This window comes from Streptomyces sp. NPDC041122, assembly GCF_055592445.1.
In genome coordinates this window covers 45467-65011 of record NZ_JBVIYQ010000010.1, presented here as the reverse complement: position 1 = coordinate 65011, position 19545 = coordinate 45467, and the positions used below count along the sequence as shown (strand labels likewise).

General features: G+C 73.5%; 15 protein-coding genes and 1 pseudogene. 9 read left to right on the top strand and 7 right to left on the bottom strand.

The features are described from left to right. Positions 1-76 precede the first annotated feature (76 nt). The 4 genes from ACZ6B8_RS31440 to ACZ6B8_RS31425 all read left to right on the top strand — a co-directional run bounded on the left by ACZ6B8_RS31440 (position 77) and on the right by ACZ6B8_RS31425 (position 3738). Positions 77-1228 carry a lipid-transfer protein gene (locus ACZ6B8_RS31440; RefSeq protein WP_471090837.1) on the top strand — a complete coding sequence of 384 codons (1152 nt, stop codon included), beginning with the start codon at positions 77-79 and terminating at the stop codon, positions 1226-1228. A gap of 61 nt (positions 1229-1289) precedes the next feature. After that, complete coding sequence (locus ACZ6B8_RS31435) at positions 1290-1748, top strand: Zn-ribbon domain-containing OB-fold protein (RefSeq protein WP_471609405.1); 459 nt, start codon at positions 1290-1292, stop codon at positions 1746-1748. Then, entirely contained in the window at positions 1745-2539 is a 795-nt protein-coding gene (locus ACZ6B8_RS31430; protein WP_471609404.1) for an enoyl-CoA hydratase/isomerase family protein, read from the top strand. The genes ACZ6B8_RS31435 and ACZ6B8_RS31430 overlap by 4 nt, the downstream gene beginning before the upstream one ends. Positions 2540-2826: 287 nt before the next feature. Further along, positions 2827-3738 (top strand): hypothetical protein, encoded by a 912-nt coding sequence (locus ACZ6B8_RS31425; protein ID WP_471609403.1) that lies wholly within the window; start codon positions 2827-2829, stop codon positions 3736-3738. Between the two features lie 257 nt (positions 3739-3995). Here ACZ6B8_RS31425 and ACZ6B8_RS31420 read toward each other — a convergent pair whose 3' ends face one another. The 3 genes from ACZ6B8_RS31420 to kbpA all read right to left on the bottom strand — a co-directional run bounded on the left by ACZ6B8_RS31420 (position 3996) and on the right by kbpA (position 9268). After that, positions 3996-4928: a hypothetical protein gene (locus ACZ6B8_RS31420; RefSeq protein WP_471609402.1), complete on the bottom strand. Its 933-nt coding sequence runs from the start codon at positions 4926-4928 to the stop codon at positions 3996-3998. A 914-nt stretch (positions 4929-5842) separates the two neighbouring features. Further along, positions 5843-8218 carry a protein serine/threonine kinase AfsK gene (gene afsK, locus ACZ6B8_RS31415; protein ID WP_471090827.1) on the bottom strand — a complete coding sequence of 792 codons (2376 nt, stop codon included), beginning with the start codon at positions 8216-8218 and terminating at the stop codon, positions 5843-5845. 249 nt (positions 8219-8467) lie between these two features. After that, on the bottom strand, positions 8468-9268 hold the full coding sequence (gene kbpA, locus ACZ6B8_RS31410; protein WP_471090825.1) for an AfsK-binding protein KbpA: 801 nt from the start codon (positions 9266-9268) through the stop codon (positions 8468-8470). Positions 9269-9424: 156 nt separating this feature from the next. Here kbpA and ACZ6B8_RS31405 point away from each other — a divergent pair, with 156 nt between their 5' ends. Next, the gene (locus ACZ6B8_RS31405; RefSeq protein WP_471090823.1) at positions 9425-10072 is read left to right on the top strand and encodes a TetR/AcrR family transcriptional regulator; all 648 of its coding nucleotides are present in this window, start codon (positions 9425-9427) and stop codon (positions 10070-10072) included. A 114-nt stretch (positions 10073-10186) separates the two neighbouring features. Here the strand turns inward: ACZ6B8_RS31405 and ACZ6B8_RS31400 are convergent. Beyond that, positions 10187-10657, bottom strand: a pseudogene (locus ACZ6B8_RS31400) (nitroreductase family deazaflavin-dependent oxidoreductase); the annotation flags it as partial. Further along, entirely contained in the window at positions 10657-11985 is a 1329-nt protein-coding gene (locus tag ACZ6B8_RS31395) for an acyl-CoA dehydrogenase family protein (RefSeq protein WP_471609401.1), read from the bottom strand. The gene ACZ6B8_RS31395 and the pseudogene ACZ6B8_RS31400, both read right to left, overlap by 1 nt. 170 nt (positions 11986-12155) lie before the next feature. Between ACZ6B8_RS31395 and ACZ6B8_RS31390 the strand changes: the two genes are divergently transcribed. After that, a complete protein-coding gene (locus tag ACZ6B8_RS31390) occupies positions 12156-13337 on the top strand; it encodes a thiolase C-terminal domain-containing protein (protein ID WP_471609400.1) in 1182 nt (393 codons plus the stop codon). A gap of 31 nt (positions 13338-13368) precedes the next feature. Continuing rightward, the gene (locus tag ACZ6B8_RS31385) at positions 13369-14064 is read left to right on the top strand and encodes a pyridoxine/pyridoxamine 5'-phosphate oxidase (protein WP_471609399.1); all 696 of its coding nucleotides are present in this window, start codon (positions 13369-13371) and stop codon (positions 14062-14064) included. Here the strand turns inward: ACZ6B8_RS31385 and ACZ6B8_RS31380 are convergent. After that, on the bottom strand, positions 14042-14710 hold the full coding sequence (locus tag ACZ6B8_RS31380) for a GNAT family N-acetyltransferase (RefSeq protein WP_471609398.1): 669 nt from the start codon (positions 14708-14710) through the stop codon (positions 14042-14044). The genes ACZ6B8_RS31385 and ACZ6B8_RS31380 overlap by 23 nt on opposite strands. Positions 14711-15031: 321 nt before the next feature. Continuing rightward, positions 15032-16186 (bottom strand): flavin-containing monooxygenase, encoded by a 1155-nt coding sequence (locus ACZ6B8_RS31375; protein WP_471609397.1) that lies wholly within the window; start codon positions 16184-16186, stop codon positions 15032-15034. 150 nt (positions 16187-16336) lie between these two features. On the opposite strand from ACZ6B8_RS31375, the gene ACZ6B8_RS31370 reads away from it, so the two are divergent. After that, on the top strand, positions 16337-16762 hold the full coding sequence (locus tag ACZ6B8_RS31370) for a Zn-ribbon domain-containing OB-fold protein (RefSeq protein ID WP_471609396.1): 426 nt from the start codon (positions 16337-16339) through the stop codon (positions 16760-16762). 465 nt (positions 16763-17227) lie between these two features. Beyond that, positions 17228-19447 carry an acetate--CoA ligase family protein gene (locus tag ACZ6B8_RS31365; RefSeq protein WP_471087721.1) on the top strand — a complete coding sequence of 740 codons (2220 nt, stop codon included), beginning with the start codon at positions 17228-17230 and terminating at the stop codon, positions 19445-19447. Positions 19448-19545: the final 98 nt, after the last annotated feature.

The window sequence follows — 19545 nt, the reverse complement described above, 5'->3', positions numbered from 1 at the left end:
AGCGGTAGCCTGACGCCCTGTCAGCAGACCGCGCACGGCGATGACATGGCCCGTATGCCTGGAGGTGCCGCTGCCCATGGCTTCACTCAAGGACGCTACAGCGATCGTCGGGATCGGCCAGACCCCGTTCGCGAAACACCTGCCGCAGAGCGAGAAGGAACTGGCCTGCCGCGCCGTCGTCGCGGCCCTCGACGACGCCGGCATCGCACCGTCCGAGGTCGACGCCTTCGCCTCGTACACGATGGAGGAGACCGACGAGGTCGAGGTCGCCAAGGCCATCGGCGCGGGCGACGTCACCTTCTTCAGCAAGGTCGGCTACGGCGGCGGCGGTTCCTGCGCGACCGTCGCGCACCTCGCCTCCGCCATCGCCACCGGGCAGGCGCACGTCGGCATCGCCTGGCGCTCGCGCAAGCGCGGCAGCGGCCCGCGGCCCTGGAAGAACACCACCGTCCAGCTGCCCACCCCCGGCCAGTGGACACGGCCCTTCGGCCTGCTGCGGCCCGCCGACGAGATCGGCATGCTGACCCGCCGCTACATGCACGAGTACGGCGCGACCCGCGACCACCTCTTCAACGTCGCCCTCGCCTGCCGCAACCGCGCCAACCAGAACCCCGCCGCGATGATGTACGAACGCCCGCTGACCCGCGACATGTATATGACCTCCCGCTGGATCAGCGAGCCGCTCTGCCTCTTCGACAACTGCCTGGAGACGGACGGAGCGTTGGCGTGCGTGCTCGTCTCCGCCGAACGGGCGCGGGACTGCCGGCAGCGGCCGGTGTACGTGCACTCCGTGGCGCAGGGGCTGCCCTCCCAGCACCACGGGATGGTCAACTACTGGAACGACGACCCGCTCTCCGGACCGGCCTGGACCGCCGCCCGACACCTGTGGAAGCAGGCGGACTTCGGCCCGCAGGACGTGGACGTCGCGCAGATCTACGACGCGTTCACGCCGCTCATACCGCTCTCCCTGGAGGGCTACGGCTTCTGCGGGCGCGGCGAGGGCGGCGCCTTCACCGAGGGCGGCGCGCTGGAGAGCGGCGGACGGCTGCCGATCAACACCGGGGGCGGCGGGCTCAGCGAGGCGTACGTGCACGGCTTCAACCTCATCAACGAGGGCGTGAAGCAGCTGCGGGGCACGTCCACGGCGCAGGTGCCGGACGCGTCGACCTGTCTGGTGACGGCGGGTGAAGGGGTCCCGACCTCGGCGATCCTGCTCCGGGCCCCCTGAGGGGCGCGGGGAACCGCGCGACCGGCCACAGAGAGACCCGCACCCGGCAAGGGACACCCACATGGCAGACGCGACACCGACAGAGACCCTCCTGACCCCCACCATCGACGACGACGGCGCCCCCTTCTGGACCTACGCCGCCCGCGGCGAACTCCGCGTACAGGCCTGCGCGGAGCCGTCCTGCGGCGAACTCCGCTTCCCGCCCCGCCCCTGCTGCCCGCACTGCCGGTCCTTCGACAGCGAGTGGCGCAGGATGAGCGGCCGGGGCCGCATCTGGTCCTACGTCCTCCCGCACCCTCCCCTGCTGCCCGCCTACGCCGAGCAGGCCCCGTACAACGCGATCATCGTCGAACTCGCCGACGCGCCCCGCATCCGCCTCGTCGGCAACCTCGTCGCGGTGCCCGACGCGGCCCTGAACTCCGTGCTCCCGGAGCGGCTGCGCATCGGCGCGAAGGTGCAGGCCGTCTTCGCCGACGTCGGCGGGACCGTGGTGCCGCGCTGGATCCTGGAGCGGCCGTGACGGGGCGGCCCGGTTCCGGCCTGCGCACGGCGGTCGACAAGGACACGGGGGTCGCGGTCCTCACCCTGGACCGCCCCGGACGCCACAACGCGATCGACCTGGAGACGGCGGCACAACTGGCCGCCGCCTGGCGGGAGTTCCGCTTCGACGACGCCGTACGGGCGGTGGTCGTCACGGGCGCGGGCGAGGCGTCCTTCTGCACGGGCATCGACCGCGACACGGAGGTGCCGCAGCCGAACTCCCCGTACACGATCGACGATCCGCTCATCGCGATCGGCCCCAAGGCGAACGACTGCTGGAAGCCGGTGATCGCCGCCGTCAACGGCATGGCGTGCGGCGGTGCCTTCTACCTCATCGGCGAGGCCGAGTTCGTGGTGGCGGACGAACGCGCCACGTTCTTCGACCCGCACACCACGTACGGCATGGTCAGCGCGTACGAGGCGATCCACATGGCGCAGCGCATGCCGTTCGGCGAGGTGGCGAGGATGGCGCTGATGGGCACGGCGGAGCGGGTCTCGGCGCGGCGGGCGTACGAGACGGGCCTGGTCTCGGAACTGACGCCGCCCGGCGGCGCGCTGGACGCGGCGCTGCGGGCGGCCGGCACGATCGCCTCGTACCCGACGGAGGCGGTGCAGGGCACCGTGCGGGCCCTCTGGTCGGCGAAGGAGGCGGCCCGCAACCAGGCGCTGGCGCACGCGCCGCACCTGATCGCACTGGGCAACCTGCCGCCGGACCGCCAGGCTGAGCTGTTCGCGGGACGGCGGGGTGGAGGGGACTTCCGGATGCGGTAGGCGCTCGCGCGCAGGGCCGGGGCGATACCGCCGCTGGCGCCGGTGGCGCGGTCGGTGACGTGGGCCGCCGCAGGCGCCGCGCGCCCCGCTCTCCGCGCATCCGCGCATCCGCGCGGAGAGCGGGGACGCGCGTCCGCGCGTCGCGCGGTGGCCGTCCGTCCGTGGTCCCGCCGATCGGATCCGTGGGGCGGGTCCGGCCACGTGGCGTGGGCCACGCACCCGGCGTAGCGTCGATCTCGCGAGACGCGCACGGCCCCTCGGCCGGTGCGCACACGAGGAGGCCCGTCATGGTCCGCAACGTCCTCGGGTCGGTCCTCGCTCTCGTCGGAGCGACGGCCGCCGTATGGAGCCCCTTCCGAGCCTGGTACGACGGCCGTCACGGACGTGACTTCCGCATCGGGGAGCTGTTCTCCGGGGGCGGGGTCACCGACGCGGGGGCGGAGCTGTTCGGTTCACTCTTCCTGCCGTTCGCCGTCGCGGCGCTGCTGACGCTGGTGGGCCTGCTGCTGAGGTCGCGGCTGCTGGTGGCGGTGGCGGGCGTGCTGGTGCTCGGCTTCACGGTGCTGTGGATGGTCCGCCAGGGCCAGGCGGAGGGCAGCCTGACCGTCGCGGGCGACGGTTCGGGTCTGGGCCAGGGTGTGCTGGGGGCGTTCGGGGGCGGGGTACTGCTCCTGCTGGGCGCGGCGGTGATGTCCGGTCGCGGCCGGGTCAGGGGCCGCCGCGGCCGGAGGGCGTCCCGGACTCCCTACGGGGAGGACACGACTCCGGGCCCGTACGCGGACGACCCTCAGCAGGCGCCGTACGCGGGGACGCCGGATCGGGCCCCCTACGCGGACGACCCCACGCAGGCGCCGCACGCCGGGGCACCGGGCCGGCCTCCCTACGAGGACGACTCCACCCGCACGATGTACGTGGACGATCCCGCGCAGGCGCCATATCCGGACGACGGGGCGCAGACGCCGTATGCGGGGACGCCCCGCGTGACGCCGCCCGGCGACGAGGCGCGGCCGACGCAGTACCCGTATCCGGAGCCGTACGAGGACCCGTACACGGACCCGTACGCGGAGCCGCCGGAGCGGTCGCGGCAAGAACCGGAGCCCGGACCGGCCCCGGATCAGCCCCGGACGGCAGGGCCCAAGCGCCCGGAGGAGCCGCCCGCCCCCACGCCTCCGCCCTGGCAGACGCCGCCGGAACGATGAGGGCACCGCCCGCCTACGGCCCGCCCCAGACCCGCCGCTCCGCAGCGGATGTTCCCCACCCACCCACCCGTTTGCCCCGCGACGCAGGACAGGAGTAGGGGCGGGTGGGTGGGTGTGCCCCGTGCCGTTCCCTTGGGTCACCCAGCTCAACAGCACCCCTCACCACCCCCGCTGGCCTGCGCACCCAGGTACCAACCGCTGGTGGGTGGATCACAGCCTTCACTTCGGGGCGCGAGCAAGTCGGTTCCGCCCGGCGGTCAGGCGGGAACGCCAGCCCGGCCCAGGACGGCGGCCATATCGTCCTCGGGGAGTGCCGGGTTGGCACCCGCGCTGGATGCAATTTCGGGGACAAGGAGGGCCTCGCGGAGCCGGTGGAACGGGAGGCGCGGGTCGCGGACCGCCGCCTGACGCGTCCAGACGACGGGGTCGTGGATGAGCCGTTCGATCAGCTCCGGCGTGGCGGCCGGATCTCGTACGGCCAGCCGGCGGTAGTTCCCGTCAGGGTGGTTGGCGTAGCGGGTGGCGAGGCCCTCGCGGGGAAACCGAGGGTGCGTCTCCGCCATCCAGGCGGAGAACGTCCCACCCAGCCGCGCAAACACCCGCATCAGGACCTCCTCCGGAGCGTCGGGGTGGTGAATGCCCAGGAGGTTCTCCACCACCGGGTCCTCGAGGCGTGCGAGCAGGCGCAGCAGGTCAGGCGGCAGATGGGGGCTCCGGGCGGCGGCGCGCCGGAGCAGCGGGTGAGCGGAGGTAGCGGCCCGGCGCATTACCCCGGGGTCGGCGAGCCCGTCCCGTACCCACCACACGCCGTTGCCCCTGTCGAGGTCCCCGGCCGTGAAGTCGATGGCCATGCGCCGCATCTCGTCGAGCTCGGGCCGCAGGGAGACGGCGAGCCGTACGGCCTCGTCGGGGTCCACGGCGAGCCGCTCTACGAGGTCGGCGGGCAGCGACGGATTCTCGGCGAGGGAGGTCAGGTGCGTCCGCTCGGTGACGCACCGCTCGGCGGCGGCACGGTCAAGGAGCCCGCGGCGCAGCGCCTCGGCGGCGGACTTCGGGTCGCGGAGGAGTTCGGCGGTCACGCGGGCGTCCCCCCGGCACTTCTGCAGCTCGGCGGCCCGCCGCACCTCGGTGTCGGGGTCGGCCAGCAGTGCGGACCGCTCGCCCGCAGACAGGGCCTCCCATGCACGCACCGCTTCCCGGCGCGCTGCCGCACGGTGATGAGTGGCCATCGATGCCGCGAACGATGGCGCCAGATGGGGCGACTCCAGCAGGGCCGTGCGTACGGAAGAATCCGGGTCGTCGAGCAGACGGGCGCACACGGCATCCGGGAGCGGCGCGATCCTTGCGCGCGGATCGCACACCTCGGGTCCGTATGCGAGAGCTGCCCGCACCTTGGGAGAAGGATCGTCCGCGAGTCGAGCCCGCTGTGCAGGCTCCACCCTGGCACTCATGGCGAAATCGATCCGGACCCCCGGGTTCGGGTGGGCCAGGATCAGCGCGACGGCCGACTCGGGGAGTCCCGCCCGCTGAAGAGCGTCACGGGGCGGACGGTCACCGTCTGCCCCGAGGGCGAGCAGGCGCAGCAGCAGGTCGGCAGCGCCGGATTTCGGGCCACCCCGTCCAGCGCGGATGCGTGGAACGCAACCATGATTCCCCTACCCCCTGTGTCACTCCCACCGATCCGCGCCCATGATCCCCTCCCCAGGGCCGGGCTCCCAAGCCACCAGCCCAACAGAAAGGCAGTGGGCGCAAGGGCAGGCGGGTGGGTGCGCCACCCAGGACGGACCCTGGGCACAGCGAGCCGCCCCACCGGGCCGCACCCGCGTATGAGACGGGAGGGGACGTGGGGGTATGTGCGCACGGAGCACCGAGCCCGCAAGAGCAACATTGTCCGCGAGGCAGCGCCGCAGGGATGGCGAGTACGCACATACCCCCGCGGCCCCGCACCCCAAGACGAACCCCAGGCGCAAACGCACGCCCCCGCACCCGCGCAGCCGCCCACGCCCCCGCACCCCAACCCGTAAGCGCAGCTCGCGCCCCCCACCCCCGGGTGGGCCCAACCGCACAGTCGACGAGGACCACCCCACCCCCCAAGGCCCCCGGCCTACCCCCGCGCTGTTCCCGTCCCCCGCTCCGCGTCCAACGCGTACACACAGCGGTCCTTGCTGCACGCGTACACCACACCGTCCCGAACCACGGGCGCGCCCGTGATCTCGCCGCCCGTCGCCAGCTTCCAGCGGAGGCGGCCGTCGTCGGCCTTCAGGGTGTAGAGGAGGTGGTCCGTGGAGCCGAAGTGGATGCGGCGGTCAGCGACGACCGGCGTGCCGACGACCTCGCCGCCCGCCTGGAAGCGCCACTTCGGCGTGCCCGTGACCGCGTCGAGGGTGTAGAGCCCCTTGCCGCTGCCCACGTGCACGTGGCCGTCCGCGACGAGGACCGGTTCGATCGAGGAGCGGGACTCCGTGGCGATGCGCCACCGGTCGCGGCCGTCCGTGGCGTCGAGGGCGTACACCGTGCCGAGGTAGTCGGCGAGGTATACGCCGCCGCCCGTCACCGCGGGCCCGGGCGCGAACGCGGGCGGGCAGAGGAACGCGGCCGGCGCCTCGAAGTGCCAGCGGACGTGCCCGCCGGCCACGTCGATGGCGAGGACCCGCGAGCCGGCGGACACGTACACGTAGCCGTCCTGCGCCTGGGCGAGCCGCACCGGCACGCCCCCGCAGGAGGCCGCGTCGCCCACCGGGTACGACCAGCGTTCCTCACCCGTACGGGCCTCCAGGGCGCGCAGCCGGGCGCCCTTCCACACGTACACCGTGCCGTCGCGGACCACCGGCCCGGCCTCGGGCGTCTCGAAGTCGGTCTGGGCTCCGGTGATCTCCCAGAGCTTCTCGCCGTTGGCCGCCTCCCAGGCCTGGACGCCGCCGCCGCGCGTGCCGGTGACGACGGTGCCGCGGTCGGCCTGCAGGGAGTACACCCAGGCGTCGGTCGGCAGCCGCCAGAGGTCGGAGCCGTCGGCGCCGTCGAGGGCGTAGAGCGTGGGGCCGTCGGAGGCGTGGATGCGGCCGTCGGCCACCGCCATGGACCAGGCGACGTCCCGCGTCTTGAAGCTGCGCCGGCCGGTGGCGACGTCCAGGGCGTGGACCTCGAAGGACGTCACGTAGACCAGGTTCCCCGCGACGGCGGGGGTGCCCCAGACGTCGTTGGACATCCGGAAGCGCCAGGGCCGCCACGACGTGGGCGCGGCGTCGGGCGCCGGCGCGGGCGCGGGCACCCCGGCGGCGGCCGGGTCGGTGCCGTTGGTGCCGGCCCGGTGCGGGGTGGAGCGTGACCAGGACGCGGCGAGCCCGGAGGCGCCGGGCGGGACGCTCGCGCGGGCTGCGGAGACCCGCGGCCCGGGCCCGATCGGCACCTTCGCCCCGGCGAGCCGCACCGGCCCGGCGTCGGGCGTCACCGCGAACGGCGGCTGGGAGGGCGCGGGCGGCGGCACCTGCGGGGGCGGCGGCGCGGTGACGGGCGCGGCGGCGACGGCGCCCCGGCCGCCGCTGCGCCCGGCGGAGGCGGCGACCCGGGCGGGCGGCCGGCCCCCGCGGCGGGCCTCGATGAGCGCGACGGCCCGCTCGGGCAGCCACGCGGACGCCGTCCCGCTGTCGTCGTTGTCGGCGCTCTCGGAGGCGAAGAGGTGCGGGGCGAGCTGCGCCTGGAGGTCGGCGGGGGTGGGCCGGAGCGCGGCCTCCATCTTCATGCAGGACTCGATGAGGGGCCGCAGCTCGTCCGGCAGTCCCGCGAGGTCCGGGCCCTCCCGCAGCAGCATGAAGACGGTCTCGACGGGGTTGGCGCCGTGGAACGGCGCGTGCCCGGTGGCGGCGAAGACGAGGGTGGAGCCGAGGGAGAAGACGTCGCTGGCGCCGGTGACGCTGCGCGAGTCCTTCGCCTGTTCGGGCGACATGTACGCGGGCGTGCCGACGGCGACGTTCGTCATGGTCAGCCGCGTGTTGGAGACGCCGGACGCGATGCCGAAGTCGATGACGCGCGGTCCGTCCTCGACGACGAGGACGTTGGAGGGCTTGAGGTCGCGGTGGACCAGGCCCGCGCCGTGGATGGACTCCAGGGCCTCGGCCACGCCCGCCGCCAGCCAGCGCACCGCCTGGGTGGGCAGCGGCCCGTGTTCATTCACTATTTCCTCGAGGGAGGGAGCCGGCACGTACGCCGTGGCGAGCCAGGGCACGGCGGCCCGCGGGTCGGCGTCCACCACCGCGGCCGTGTAGAAGCCGGACACAGCGCGGGCGGCCTCGACCTCGCGCGTGAAGCGGACACGGAACAGCTGGTCCTCGGCGAGCTCGGTCCGCACCGTCTTGATCGCCACGCGCCGCCCCGAAGCGGAGCGCGCGAGATAGACCAGACCCATGCCACCGGCACCAAGTCGGCCGAGGACCTCGAACGGCCCGATCCGCCTCGGATCGTGCTGCGTCAGCTGATCCACCACTTGCCTTGCCACCTCCCCGTACGCGGCCGTCGAAGAAGACGGCCCCGTGCAGCGTCTCACCACCGAGCCGCTACGGCGGCACGCACCCTGATTCTTCCTGTCCGGGGCGGCCGTTGCGAACCCGGGGCGGGATCGGGGTGTCTGGGGACAAAACCCCACCGCCGGGCGCCCCCATCGGGTGGCCGCGCGGGCGGAGCGCCGCTCATCCGTGCCGCAGGACCGCGCGATCAGCCCTGAAGGGCCGCGGAGTCAGTCCTGGAGGACCGCGAACGTGGCCCCCTGATTGTCCGTGAGCACCGCGATCCTGCCGTACGGGGTGTCGGCGGGTGCCCTGCGGACACGGCCGCCGAGCCGGGGCACCGCGGCGACCGCGGCGTCCGTGTCGGTGACGCTGAAGTAGACGAGGAAGTGCGGGGGCATCCGCACCTCGGAGGTGGCGTCGGTGAGCAGGGCGCGCCCGCCGACGGCCGTCTCGGGGCCGGGCTCGGTGCCCGCGGGCGACCAGACGCGGAACTCCTCGCCGTCGAGGTCCAGGTCGGCGCCGCGGTAGCCGAGGACGCCCTCGTAGAAGGGGTCGACCAGCTGTTTGTCCCGTGAGTACACCTCGGTCCAGCAGTACGAGCCGGGCCGCTGCCGCCGTCCGAAGCCGGGGTGCGTGCCGCCCTGCCAGAGCCCGAAGACGGCGCCCTCGGGGTCGGCGGCCAGGGCCATCGTGCCGTAGGGGCCGACCGGCAGCGCCTCCCTGATCATCGAGCCGCCGGCGGCCCTGATCCGCTCGCCGAGCGCGGCGGCGTCGGGCGTGGCCAGGTACACCGTCCACACGGTGGGCATGCGGCCGTCGGCCTTGGGGGCGAGGGCGGCGACGGGGGCCCCGTCGGCGTACGCCTGGGCGTAGTGCCCGTACTCCGGCCCCGCGCCCTCGTCGAAGGTCCACCCGAAGAGCTCACCGTAGAACCGCTTGCCGCCCGCGACGTCGGGGAGCATCGCGTCGACCCAGCAGGGCACGCCCTCCGCGTAGCCGTCCGCCGTGTCCTGCTCTGCGTAGTCCATGCGGTCAAGCTAACGGCCCGCTCCCGGCTCCGCAGCGCGTAGATTCGAACACTTGGCCAATTCCGCGAGGGTGCGCCTCCGGCCGCGCTCACGCGTCCCAACCCCATTTGCACTCGGCCGAATCGCGCTCCGATCACCCCTCGGTAAGCTGACGGCATGACAGGACAGGTACGTACCGTCGACGGCCGCGTGGCCGGTCGGCGCGGTCAGGCGACGCGTCAGAAGCTGCTCGACTGCCTCAGCGAGATGCTCAGCTCCTCGCCCTACCGGGACGTCAAAGTCATCGACGTCGCCCGGAAGGCGGGGACTTCACCCGCGACCTTCTACCAGTACTTCCCGGACGTCGAGGGCGCCGTCCTGGAAATCGCGGAGCAAATGGCCGCGGAGGGCGCCGAGTTGACCCAGTTGCTCGACGGGCGCTCCTGGGTCGGCAAGGCGGGCTGGCAGACCTCGCAGGATCTGGTCGACGGTTTCCTCGACTTCTGGCGCAAGAACGACGCGATCCTCCGGGTCGTCGACCTCGGCGCGGCCGAGGGCGACAAGCGCTTCTACAAGATCCGGATGAAGATCCTCAACTCGGTCAACAACTCCCTTACGGACTCCGTCAAGGAGCTCCAGGACAAGGGCAAGGTCGACAAGGACGTCAGCCCGGCGGCCATGGCGGGCTCCCTGGTCGCGATGCTCGCGGCGGTCGCCTCCCACCAGCGCGGCTTCCAGACGTGGGGCGTCAAGCAGGCCGAACTGAAGCCGAACCTGGCGCTGTTGGTGCATTTGGGCGTTACCGGCAAGAAGCCGACGAAGTAGCCCTGACGGGCACACCCCTCACCTCTTCCCCCCTCTCCCCCAAGTCCTGTCAGCCCGACGGCGGATCACCCCCGGTGATCCGCCGCTCTGGTCTGTGGCGCGTGCCTCCCGAACGCGCCGCTCCAGCCGGAACAGCCGTATCTCCCGGTCGACACGGGCCTGGTACGCGGCGTACGGCGGCCAGAACGCCAGCGCCGCCGCCCAGACCGCCTCCCGTTCCGCCCCGGCGAGCAGCCGCGCCCGCACCGGGACGTCGGCGCCCCGCCAGCTGACCTCCGCGTCCGGGTGGGCGAGCAGATTGGCGGTCCACGCGGGGTGGCCGGGCCGCCCGAAGTTGGACCCGACGAGCACCCAGGTCCCCGTCTCCTCCTCGGGCATGCACGCCAACGGCGTACGCCGCGGCAGCCCGCTCCTCGCACCCCGCGCGGTCAGGACGACCCCGGGCAGCATCCGCGCGCTCAGCAGCACCTTGCCGCGGGTGAGCCGGTGCACGGTGCGGTCCATGGCGGGGATGAAGTGCGGGGCGATCCTGGCGAAGGCGCGGGTGGCGGACACCTTCTGCACGAGCCGCAGTCCGGGCGGCATCAGACGGCCTTCCCGAGGGAGGCGGGGTCGGGGTCCGGCTCGGGATCGAGGCCGACGCCGGAGGGTACGGGGCCCGCGCCCGCACTCCCCGCCATCCCCTCCCCCTCACCGGAGCCCGCGCCCTTCCCGCCCTCCGCGAACAGACCGGCCCGTTCCGCGGCCCGCGCCCGCAGCCGGTGCGCCGGCCCGAAGAGCAGCTCGTCGCTCGACGCCCGCTTGAAGTACAGGTGGGCCTCGTGCTCCCAGGTGAAGCCGATCCCGCCGTGCAGCTGCACCCCCTCCGACGCGGCCGTCCGCAGCGCGTCGAGGGCCTGCGCGAGCGCGAGCCCCCCGGCCCGTTCGGCGCCCTGCCCCCCGAACCCGGCGGCCTCCGCGCCCGCGGCCCACGCCGCGTAGTAGGCGGCGGACCGCGCCGCCTGCACCTGGACGTACACGTCGGCGAGCCGGTGCTTCACCGCCTGGAAGGAGCCGATCGCGCGCCCGAACTGCTCGCGCTGCTGCACGTAGGCGACGGTGCGCTCCAGCGCCCGCTCGGCGGCGCCGACGGCCTCGGCGGCGACGACCGTGGCCGCGACGTCCCCCGCGGCGGCGAGCGCGGCGGCCACGTCGGCGTCGTCGTCGCCCAGCAGCTCCGCGTCGACGTCGCGAAGTTCGATCCTCGCCTGGGTACGGGTCTCGTCCAGCGCGGTCTGCCGGGTGCGCGTCATGCCGCGCGCACCTTCCCGTACGAGGAAGAGGAGCGTGCGCGACCGGGCGAAGCCGCCCGCGTGCGCGGCGACCACGAGCAGTCCGGCGCTGTGCCCGTCGATGACCTGCTCGGCCTGCCCGTACAGCCGCCACGCCCCGTCCGCGGAGCGGCGTGCCTGCACGCCGCCCGCGCGACCGCCGCCCGCCCAGTCGCCGCGGTTGTCCCCGACGAGGCCGAGCGCCGTGGCGAGCCCGGTGCCGGGGACGGCGAGGGCGGCGGTCAGCTCACCGGCGGCGACGCGGGGCAGCAGCTCGGCGCGCTGCCCTTCGGTGCCGAGGGCGAGGACGAGCGGGGCGGCGAGGACGGCGGTGGCGAAGAGCGGCGTAGGGGCGAGCTCACGGCCCAACTCCTCGCATCCGAGGGCAAGTTCCGCAGTCGTGCAGCCGACGCCCCCGTACGCCTCGGGGATCGCCAGGCCGGGCAGACCGAGCTGGTCGGCGAGGGCGGTCCACAGCCCGGCGTCGTGACCGGCGGGGGTGCGGACGGCCGCCTTGACCTCGTCGGGGCCGCACCGTTTGGTGATCACTTCGCGCAGGGTGCGGCGGATCTCGCCCTGTTCCGCACTGAAGGCGGCGTCCATCGGCAGGCTCCTCCCCCGGGCGCGACGGCCCGGACCCAGATCTGACGGGCCGTCATGTTAGAACCGCGCACTCCATAAGCACAGACCGGGGACACCACCCGCACACCCCGGAACCGAAGCGCGTACGGACACCCACCCGCACCCACAGAACCTGATGTACCGTCAGATCCATGTCCCCAGACACCCGTTCCACACCCCGCAAGGTCGCCGTCGTCGGTGTCGCCCTCTCGGACTGCGGCCGGGTCGACGAGGCCACGCCGTACGCCCTGCACGCCCAGGCGGCCCGGCGCGCGCTGGCCGACTCCGGGCTCGGGCGCGACGTCATCGACGGCATCGCGTCGGCCGGCCTCGGCACCCTGGCCCCGGTCGAGGTCGCCGAGTACCTCGGCCTCGCCCCGCGCTGGGTGGACTCCACGTCGGTCGGCGGCGCCACCTGGGAGGTCATGGCGGCGCACGCGGCGGACGCGATAGCGGCCGGGCGGGCCAACGCCGTGCTGCTCGTCTACGGCTCGACCGCCCGCGCGGACATCAAGGCGGGACGCCGCACCTCGAACCTCTCCTTCGGCGCGCGGGGCCCCCTCCAGTTCGAGGTCCCCTACGGCCACTCCCTGATCGCCAAGTACGCGATGGCGGCGCGCCGCCACATGCACGAGTACGGCACGACGCTGGAACAGCTCGCCTCGGTGGCCGTGCAGGCGCGCGCGAACGCCGCCACCAATCCGGACGCGATGTTCCGCACCCCCCTCACGGTCGACGAGGTCCTCGACGGACCGATGATCGCGGACCCGTTCACCAAGCTGCACTGCTGCATCCGCTCCGACGGCGGCTGCGCGGTGCTGCTCGCGGCCGAGGAGTACGTACGGGACTGCGCGGCCGATCCGGTGTGGGTGCTCGGCACGGGCGAGCACGTCTCGCACACCACGATGTCGCAGTGGGAGGACTTCACGGTCTCCCCGGCGGCGGTCAGCGGCCGCCTCGCCTTCGAGCGCGCGGGGGTGCGGCCCGCGGACATCGACGTCGCGGAGATCTACGACGCCTTCACGTACATGACGCTGGTGACCCTGGAGGACCTGGGCTTCTGCGCGAAGGGCGAGGGCGGCGCGTTCGTGGAGAAGGGCCGCCTGCTGCGGACGGGCGACCTGCCGACGAACACGGACGGCGGCGGCCTCTCCGCCCAACACCCGGGCATGCGCGGCCTGTTCCTCCTGGTGGAGGCGGTCCGCCAGCTCCGCGGCCAGGCGGGCGAGGGCCAGGTGCGCCGCCCCGACGGCTCCCTCCCCGAACTGGCGGTGGCCTCCGGGACGGGCGGCTGGTTCTGCTCGTCGGGGACGGTGGTGCTCGGACGGGGGTGAGGGGACGGGCGCCACCGGCCACAATCGCCGTATGACGACACCCGCACCGCTCCCCGAGCCGTCCGCGTTCCAGAAGCTGCTGAGGGCCCAGCGGGTCTGGGACGTGGAGCTGCCCGCCTTCGACCCGGCGGCGGCACCCGCGGCCCCGCTCCCCCTCTTCCACACCTGGTTCGCGGAGGCGGTGGCCGCCGGGCAGCCCGAACCGCACACCATGGGCCTGGCGACGGTGACGGAGGACGGCGGCCCCGACGTGCGGACCGTGATGCTGCACGACGCGGACGACCGCGGCTGGCACTTCGCCTCGCACGCGACCAGCGCGAAGGGCCGCCAGCTCGCCGCCCGCCCGGAGGCCGCCCTGCACTTCTACTGGCCGGCGCAGGGCCGCCAGATCCGGGTCAGGGGCCGGGTCACCACCGCCCCGCACCCCGAGAGCCTCGCCGACCTGCACGCGAGGTCGACCGGAGCGCTGGCGGCGGCGCTGGTCGGCCACCAGAGCGACGTACTGTCCGGCCAATGCGAGTTGGACGAGGCGTCGTCGGCGGCCTGGGCCCGCGCCCAGGCCGAGCCGGACGCCGACGCCCCCACCTGGACGCTGTACGTCCTGGACCCGGTCGAGGCGGAGTTCTTCCAGGGCGACGCACGCCGCCGCCATGTACGCCTGCGCTACCGCAAGGGCGACGGGCCCTCGTCCACCGCCGCCTGGGTCAGGGAGCTGCTGTGGCCGTGACGGCCGTGTCCCCACCGCGGAAGTCGTACTGCGCGAAGTCCTCCACGGGCCGGTACCCGATGCGCTGGTAGAGGCGGTTGCTCGTGGGGTTGGCCAGATCCGTGAAGAGCAGGACCTCGGCCACCCCCGCGTCGAGCGCGGCCCGGGTCACCGCGGCGGTCACCGCTCCGCCGTAGCCACGCCCCCGCAGCTCCGCCGGGGTGTACACGGGCGCCACCCGGACCTGCCCCGCGACCCGGGGAGTGACACCGGCCATGGCGACGGGGACGCCGTCGGGGGTCTCCCACAGGGTGACGCCCCCGTAAGCGAGCCGGGTGTCCGCCCAGACACCGGGATCCATGGCGGAACGCTCCCCAACGGCCTCCCCGAACTCGCCGTGCCAGCGCGCCAGGAGCGACCGGTCCGCTGCCGTGGCGACACGGGCTCGCCCCGCCGGCGCGGGGTCGGGCGGCGTGAGGGTGCCGAGCCGGTACAGGCGCTGACGGACGTCGGTCGAGACGGTGGCTCCGGTGTGCCTCCGCCAGGCCCGCGCGAACGACTCGGCGGCGGCGTGATGGGCGGCGACCCCGGGCACCTCCGGGCCGACGTCGGCGAACCGCCGGGCCAGCGCGTCGGCAGCCTCGGGGCCGACAGGACTGAGGGCCACCCGATGAGGCGGCGTCCACACGAACGCTCCCGTCACCGCACCGTCAGCACCGGCATACGTCCCAAAACGAGGCACCCCGCTCCCGTACGCATGAGGCCCCCGCGCCCGAAGGACCTCGGTGACGCTCAACAGGGCGGTGTGCAGAGCGGGTTCGGAGCGCAGGAACTCCTGGGCCCGCTCGAGAAACCCACCGAGATCAGAGGTCACCTCCCACCCGGGTCCCGTGGGCTGCTGCTGCGCATGCGCGTCCGCGGACGCGAAGATCTCTGAGGACATGACCCATTGTTCCCCCGAGGCACCACTCGCCGCCTCCGAATTACGTCACCGCCCGGCAATCGCCTTGGCGATCTTCTCGGCGTCGCGCGCGAGCTCGCGCAGCATGCCGCTGACGGGATTCGTGAAGCCGGTGAAATAGAGCCCGGGAACCCCCCGTGCCGTACGGCGGCCGTGCGGAACCGGCCGCCCGCGGGAGTCCAGCACCCCGAGGCCACCGACGAGGCCTTCGAGGGCGCGCCGGTACCCGGTGGCCGCGATGACGACGTCGGGCCCGATCCGGCTGCCGTCGGCGAGGACCACCTTGCCCTCCTCGAAGGACTCCACGGCGGCGACCGGCTCGACCCGCCCCTTCCGCACGGCGTCGATCAGACCGACGTCCTGCACCGGAATGGCGCCCTGCCGGGCCCGCGAGAACAAGCCGGTGTCGGGACGCGGCAGCCCCATGGCCGACAGATCCGGCACGCCCGCGCGGGTGACCGGCCGCGCAAGCCGGTCGGCGAGAGCGACGGGCAGCCGGCGGCAGAGGATCCCGGACATCTGCGCGGGCCACCCGGCCGTGGAGCGCCGGACGATGTGAGGCGCGGTGCGCACGGCGAGCCGCACCCGCCCGGCACCCCCCTCGGCGAGATCGACGGCGATCTCGGCACCGGTGTTCCCGACCCCCACGACCAGCACATCCCGGTCCGCGTAAGGACGAGGATTCCGGTACCCACCCGCGTGCAGAAGCTCACCGGTGTAGGTGCCGGCCCCGGGCCAGTCCGGCAGATACGGGGTGTGGTTGTACCCGGTGGCGACCACCACCGCGCTCCCCCTCAGCTCCCGCCCCCCGGTGGCCCGCAACAGCCAGCCGCTCCCGTCGGGTTCGAGCCCGGTCACCTCGACCCCGGTGACGATGTCGAGCTGGTGGTACTCGGCGTACTTCTCCAGATACCGCACGACGTCGTCGCGCGAGACCCACCGCCCGAACGCCCGCGGGATGGCGAGCCCCGGCAGCCCGGAGAGCCGGCGTGTGGTGTGCAGATGCAGCCGGTCGTAATGCGTCCGCCAGGAGGCCCCGAGGCGTTCGGCCTTCTCCAGGACGACGGCCCGGACGCCCCGTGCCCGCAGGGCCGCCGCGACGGCGAGACCGCCGGGACCACCGCCGATGACGTACACGGGACGGTCCTGCGGAAGCGAAAGCGGAGCGGTCGAGTCGGCCATGACTGGAGAGTAACCGCGCGACTACTTGATGGGTGACGGTCAAGTTCCAAAACCGATTGCGATCCCATCACGGGACCTTCCCCTTGCGCGCCCCGGGCGACTGCGCTGAACTGACGCCCCATCAGCTCCGACGTCACGATCGGACACACCATGAGCCCGAACCACCCCCCGGCACCACGCTTCGACGTGCCCGAGACCGACCCGTTCACACGCCCCTACTGGGAGGCCGCCGCCGAGGGCCGCTTACTGATCCGCCGCTGCGGAGCATGCGGGACGGCACACCACTACCCGCGCGAATTCTGCCCGCACTGCTGGAGCGAGAACGTCACCTGGGAACAGGCCGGCGGCCGGGCCACCCTCTACACCTGGTCGGTCATCCACAGAAACGACCTGCCCCCCTTCACCACCCGCACCCCCTACACAGCGGCAGTGGTCGACCTGGCCGAGGGCCCCCGCATGATGACGGAGCTGATCGACTGCCCCGAGAGCGACCTGCGCATCGGCATGCGGCTCGAGGCGACATTCCGAGCCGCGACAGAGGCGACCCCGGCCATCGCGGTGTTCCGCCCGGCCTGACCGACGGCCGAAAACGGCCGGGAGGGGACGTGGGGGTATGTGCGAACGGAGCACCGAGCCCACACTGGCACCGTTGTCCGTGCGGCGCGGCGCAGGGATGGCGAGTACGCACATACCCCCACGGCCCCGCCACCCCCACACCCCTGCCGTCCAGAACCGCCACCCGCCACACAACACCAGCCCACCCCCCCCTCCCTTCACCGCGCACACCCCAAAACGCACCCCACCCCGAAGCGCAGCCGCCCACGCCACGGCACGCCCACCCAAAGCGCCCCCACCCCAAGCGCAGCCGCCCACGCGAAGGCTGATTCGCGACCTTGGCAACCCCCCGGACCCTACGATTCCGTAGACCCCGCACCACCCCCACCGCCAGGCTTTGCGTGCAGCCCCATTCCTGACACAGCGTCAATTAAGTAATCTGACTGTGCGTCAGGTAAGTGCTGTCACACAGGAGCGGGCGGACCGATGCTTGGATCGACTCACGGCACCTTCACCACCGACCCCCGCCGCGCGCATGTTGTGGCCTGCGGCGAACTCCCCCCCAACACCGTCCACGGCAGAGCCCCGGACGACCTGGACGTCAGCGGCCGACCGCTGTACGCCGACGTACCCGACCTGGACCGCTTCTTCCGCCCCGCCTCCGTCGCCGTCATCGGCGCCTCGGACGCCGAGGGCCGCCCCAACACCGGCATCACCCGCCAACTCCTCACCTGGGCCACCCGCGTCGGCGCCCGCATCCACCCCGTACACCCCACCCGCCGAACCGTCTTCGGCCTCCCCTGCCACCCCTCCGTCGCGGACCTCCCGGAACAGGTCGACCTCGCCGTACTCCTCGTCGCCGACCCGCTCCCCGTCATCGAGCAACTCGCCGAGGAGAAGGTCAGGTTCGCCGTCGCCTTCGCCTCCGGATTCGCCGAGACCGGCGAGGAGGGCGCCGCCGCCCAGGCCCGCCTCACCGCCGCCGTCCAGCGCTCCGGCCTCCGGCTCCTCGGCCCGAACACCAACCTCAACGCCTTCGAGGAGTTCCGCGACGACCTCGAAGGCCCCGCCATCGCACTCATCACCCAGTCCGGCCACCAGGGCCGCCCCGTCTTCACGATGCAGGAGCTCGGCGTACGCCTCTCCCACTGGGCGCCCACCGGCAACGAGGCCGACCTGGAGACCTCCGACTTCATCTCCTACTTCGCCGAACGCCCCGAGGTCGGCGCCATCGCCTGTTACGTCGAGGGCCTCAAGGACGGCCGCGCCTTCCTGCTCGCCGCCGACCGGGCGGCCCGCCGCGGCGTCCCCGTGGTCGCCGTGAAGGTCGGCCGCACCGAGACCGGCGCCCGCATGGCGGCGTCACACACCGGCAAACTGACCGGCGCGGACACGGTGGTCGACGCGGCGATGCGGCAGTTCGGCGTGATCCGCGTCGACGGGCTGGACGAACTCCAGGACACGGCCGCCCTGTTGGCGCGGGCGCGCACACCACGCGCCGACGGCGTCGCCGTCTATTCGATCTCGGGCGGCACGGGCGCGCACTTCTCGGACCTCGCGACCGAGGCCGGCCTGCGCCTGCCCACGCTCTCCGAGGCCAAGCAGGCGGAGCTGCACGAGTGGATACCCGGCTATCTGAACGTCGCGAACCCCATCGACAACGGCGGGCACCCCGTCGGCGACTGGCGGGGCCCCAAGATCATCGACGCGATCCTGGACGACCCTGAGGTGGGCGTGCTGATCTGTCCGATCACCGGCCCCTTCCCGCCGATGAGCGACAAGCTGGCGCAGGACCTGGTGGACGCGGCGGAGCGCACGGACAAGCTGGTGTGCGTGGTGTGGGGCTCGCCGGTGGGCACGGAGGACGCGTACCGCAAGACGCTGCTCGGCTCCTCGCGGGTCGCGACCTTCCGCACCTTCGCCAACTGCATCACGGCGGTGCGCGCCTATCTGGACCACCACCGCTTCACCACGAACTATCGCTCGCCCTTCGACGAGGCGCCGCGCACCCCGTCCCCGTCCTTCCGCAAGGCGCAGGCGCTCATGCGGCCGGGCCAGCAGCTCAGCGAGCACGCGGCGAAGCAGCTGCTGCGCGCGTACGGCATCAGGGTGCCGCGGGAACAGCTGGTGACGAGCGCGGCGGCGGCCGTGCGGGCGGCCGGCCTGGTCGGCTACCCGGTCGTCATGAAGGCGTCGGGCCCGCAGCTCGCGCACAAGACCGAACTGGGCCTGGTGAAGATCGGGCTGACCTCGGCGAGCCAGGTGCGCGACGCCTATCGGGAGCTCACGGACATCGCCCGCTACGAGGGTGTCGCCCTGGACGGCATCCTGGTCTGCCAGATGGTCGAGCGGGGCGTCGAGATGGTCGTCGGCGTCGCGCACGACCCGCTCTTCGGGCCGACGGTGACGGTCGGGCTCGGCGGTGTGCTCGTCGAGGTCCTGCGGGACGCGGCCGTGCGGGTGCCGCCCTTCGGCGAGGACCAGGCGAAGGCGATGCTCCGCGAACTGCGGGGGCGGGCCCTGTTCGACGGGGTGCGGGGCGCGGCTCCCTCGGACGTCGACGCGCTGGTCGAGGTGGTGCTCCGGGTGCAGCGGATGGCGCTCGAACTCGGCGACGACCTCGCGGAGCTGGACATCAACCCGCTGATGGTGCTGCCGCGCGGGCAGGGGGCGGTGGCGCTCGACGCGTTCGCGGTCTGCCACTAGGCCCCCTTGGCGCCGCGTCTCACGTACCCGCACCCGTGCGCGGACCCGTACCCGCACTCGTGCGCGCACCTGCATCGCCATCCGCCTCCACGCGAAAC

Coding starts and splice junctions, on each gene's coding strand:
- ACZ6B8_RS31440 (WP_471090837.1), top strand. CDS start 77: ATGGCTTCACTCAAGGACGCTACAGCGATCGTCGGGATCGGCCAGACC.
- ACZ6B8_RS31435 (WP_471609405.1), top strand. CDS start 1,290: ATGGCAGACGCGACACCGACAGAGACCCTCCTGACCCCCACCATCGAC.
- ACZ6B8_RS31425 (WP_471609403.1), top strand. CDS start 2,827: ATGGTCCGCAACGTCCTCGGGTCGGTCCTCGCTCTCGTCGGAGCGACG.
- kbpA (WP_471090825.1), bottom strand. CDS start 9,268: ATGGACTACGCAGAGCAGGACACGGCGGACGGCTACGCGGAGGGCGTG.
- ACZ6B8_RS31405 (WP_471090823.1), top strand. CDS start 9,425: ATGACAGGACAGGTACGTACCGTCGACGGCCGCGTGGCCGGTCGGCGC.
- ACZ6B8_RS31395 (WP_471609401.1), bottom strand. CDS start 11,985: ATGGACGCCGCCTTCAGTGCGGAACAGGGCGAGATCCGCCGCACCCTG.
- ACZ6B8_RS31390 (WP_471609400.1), top strand. CDS start 12,156: ATGTCCCCAGACACCCGTTCCACACCCCGCAAGGTCGCCGTCGTCGGT.
- ACZ6B8_RS31385 (WP_471609399.1), top strand. CDS start 13,369: ATGACGACACCCGCACCGCTCCCCGAGCCGTCCGCGTTCCAGAAGCTG.
- ACZ6B8_RS31375 (WP_471609397.1), bottom strand. CDS start 16,186: ATGGCCGACTCGACCGCTCCGCTTTCGCTTCCGCAGGACCGTCCCGTG.
- ACZ6B8_RS31370 (WP_471609396.1), top strand. CDS start 16,337: ATGAGCCCGAACCACCCCCCGGCACCACGCTTCGACGTGCCCGAGACC.
- ACZ6B8_RS31365 (WP_471087721.1), top strand. CDS start 17,228: ATGCTTGGATCGACTCACGGCACCTTCACCACCGACCCCCGCCGCGCG.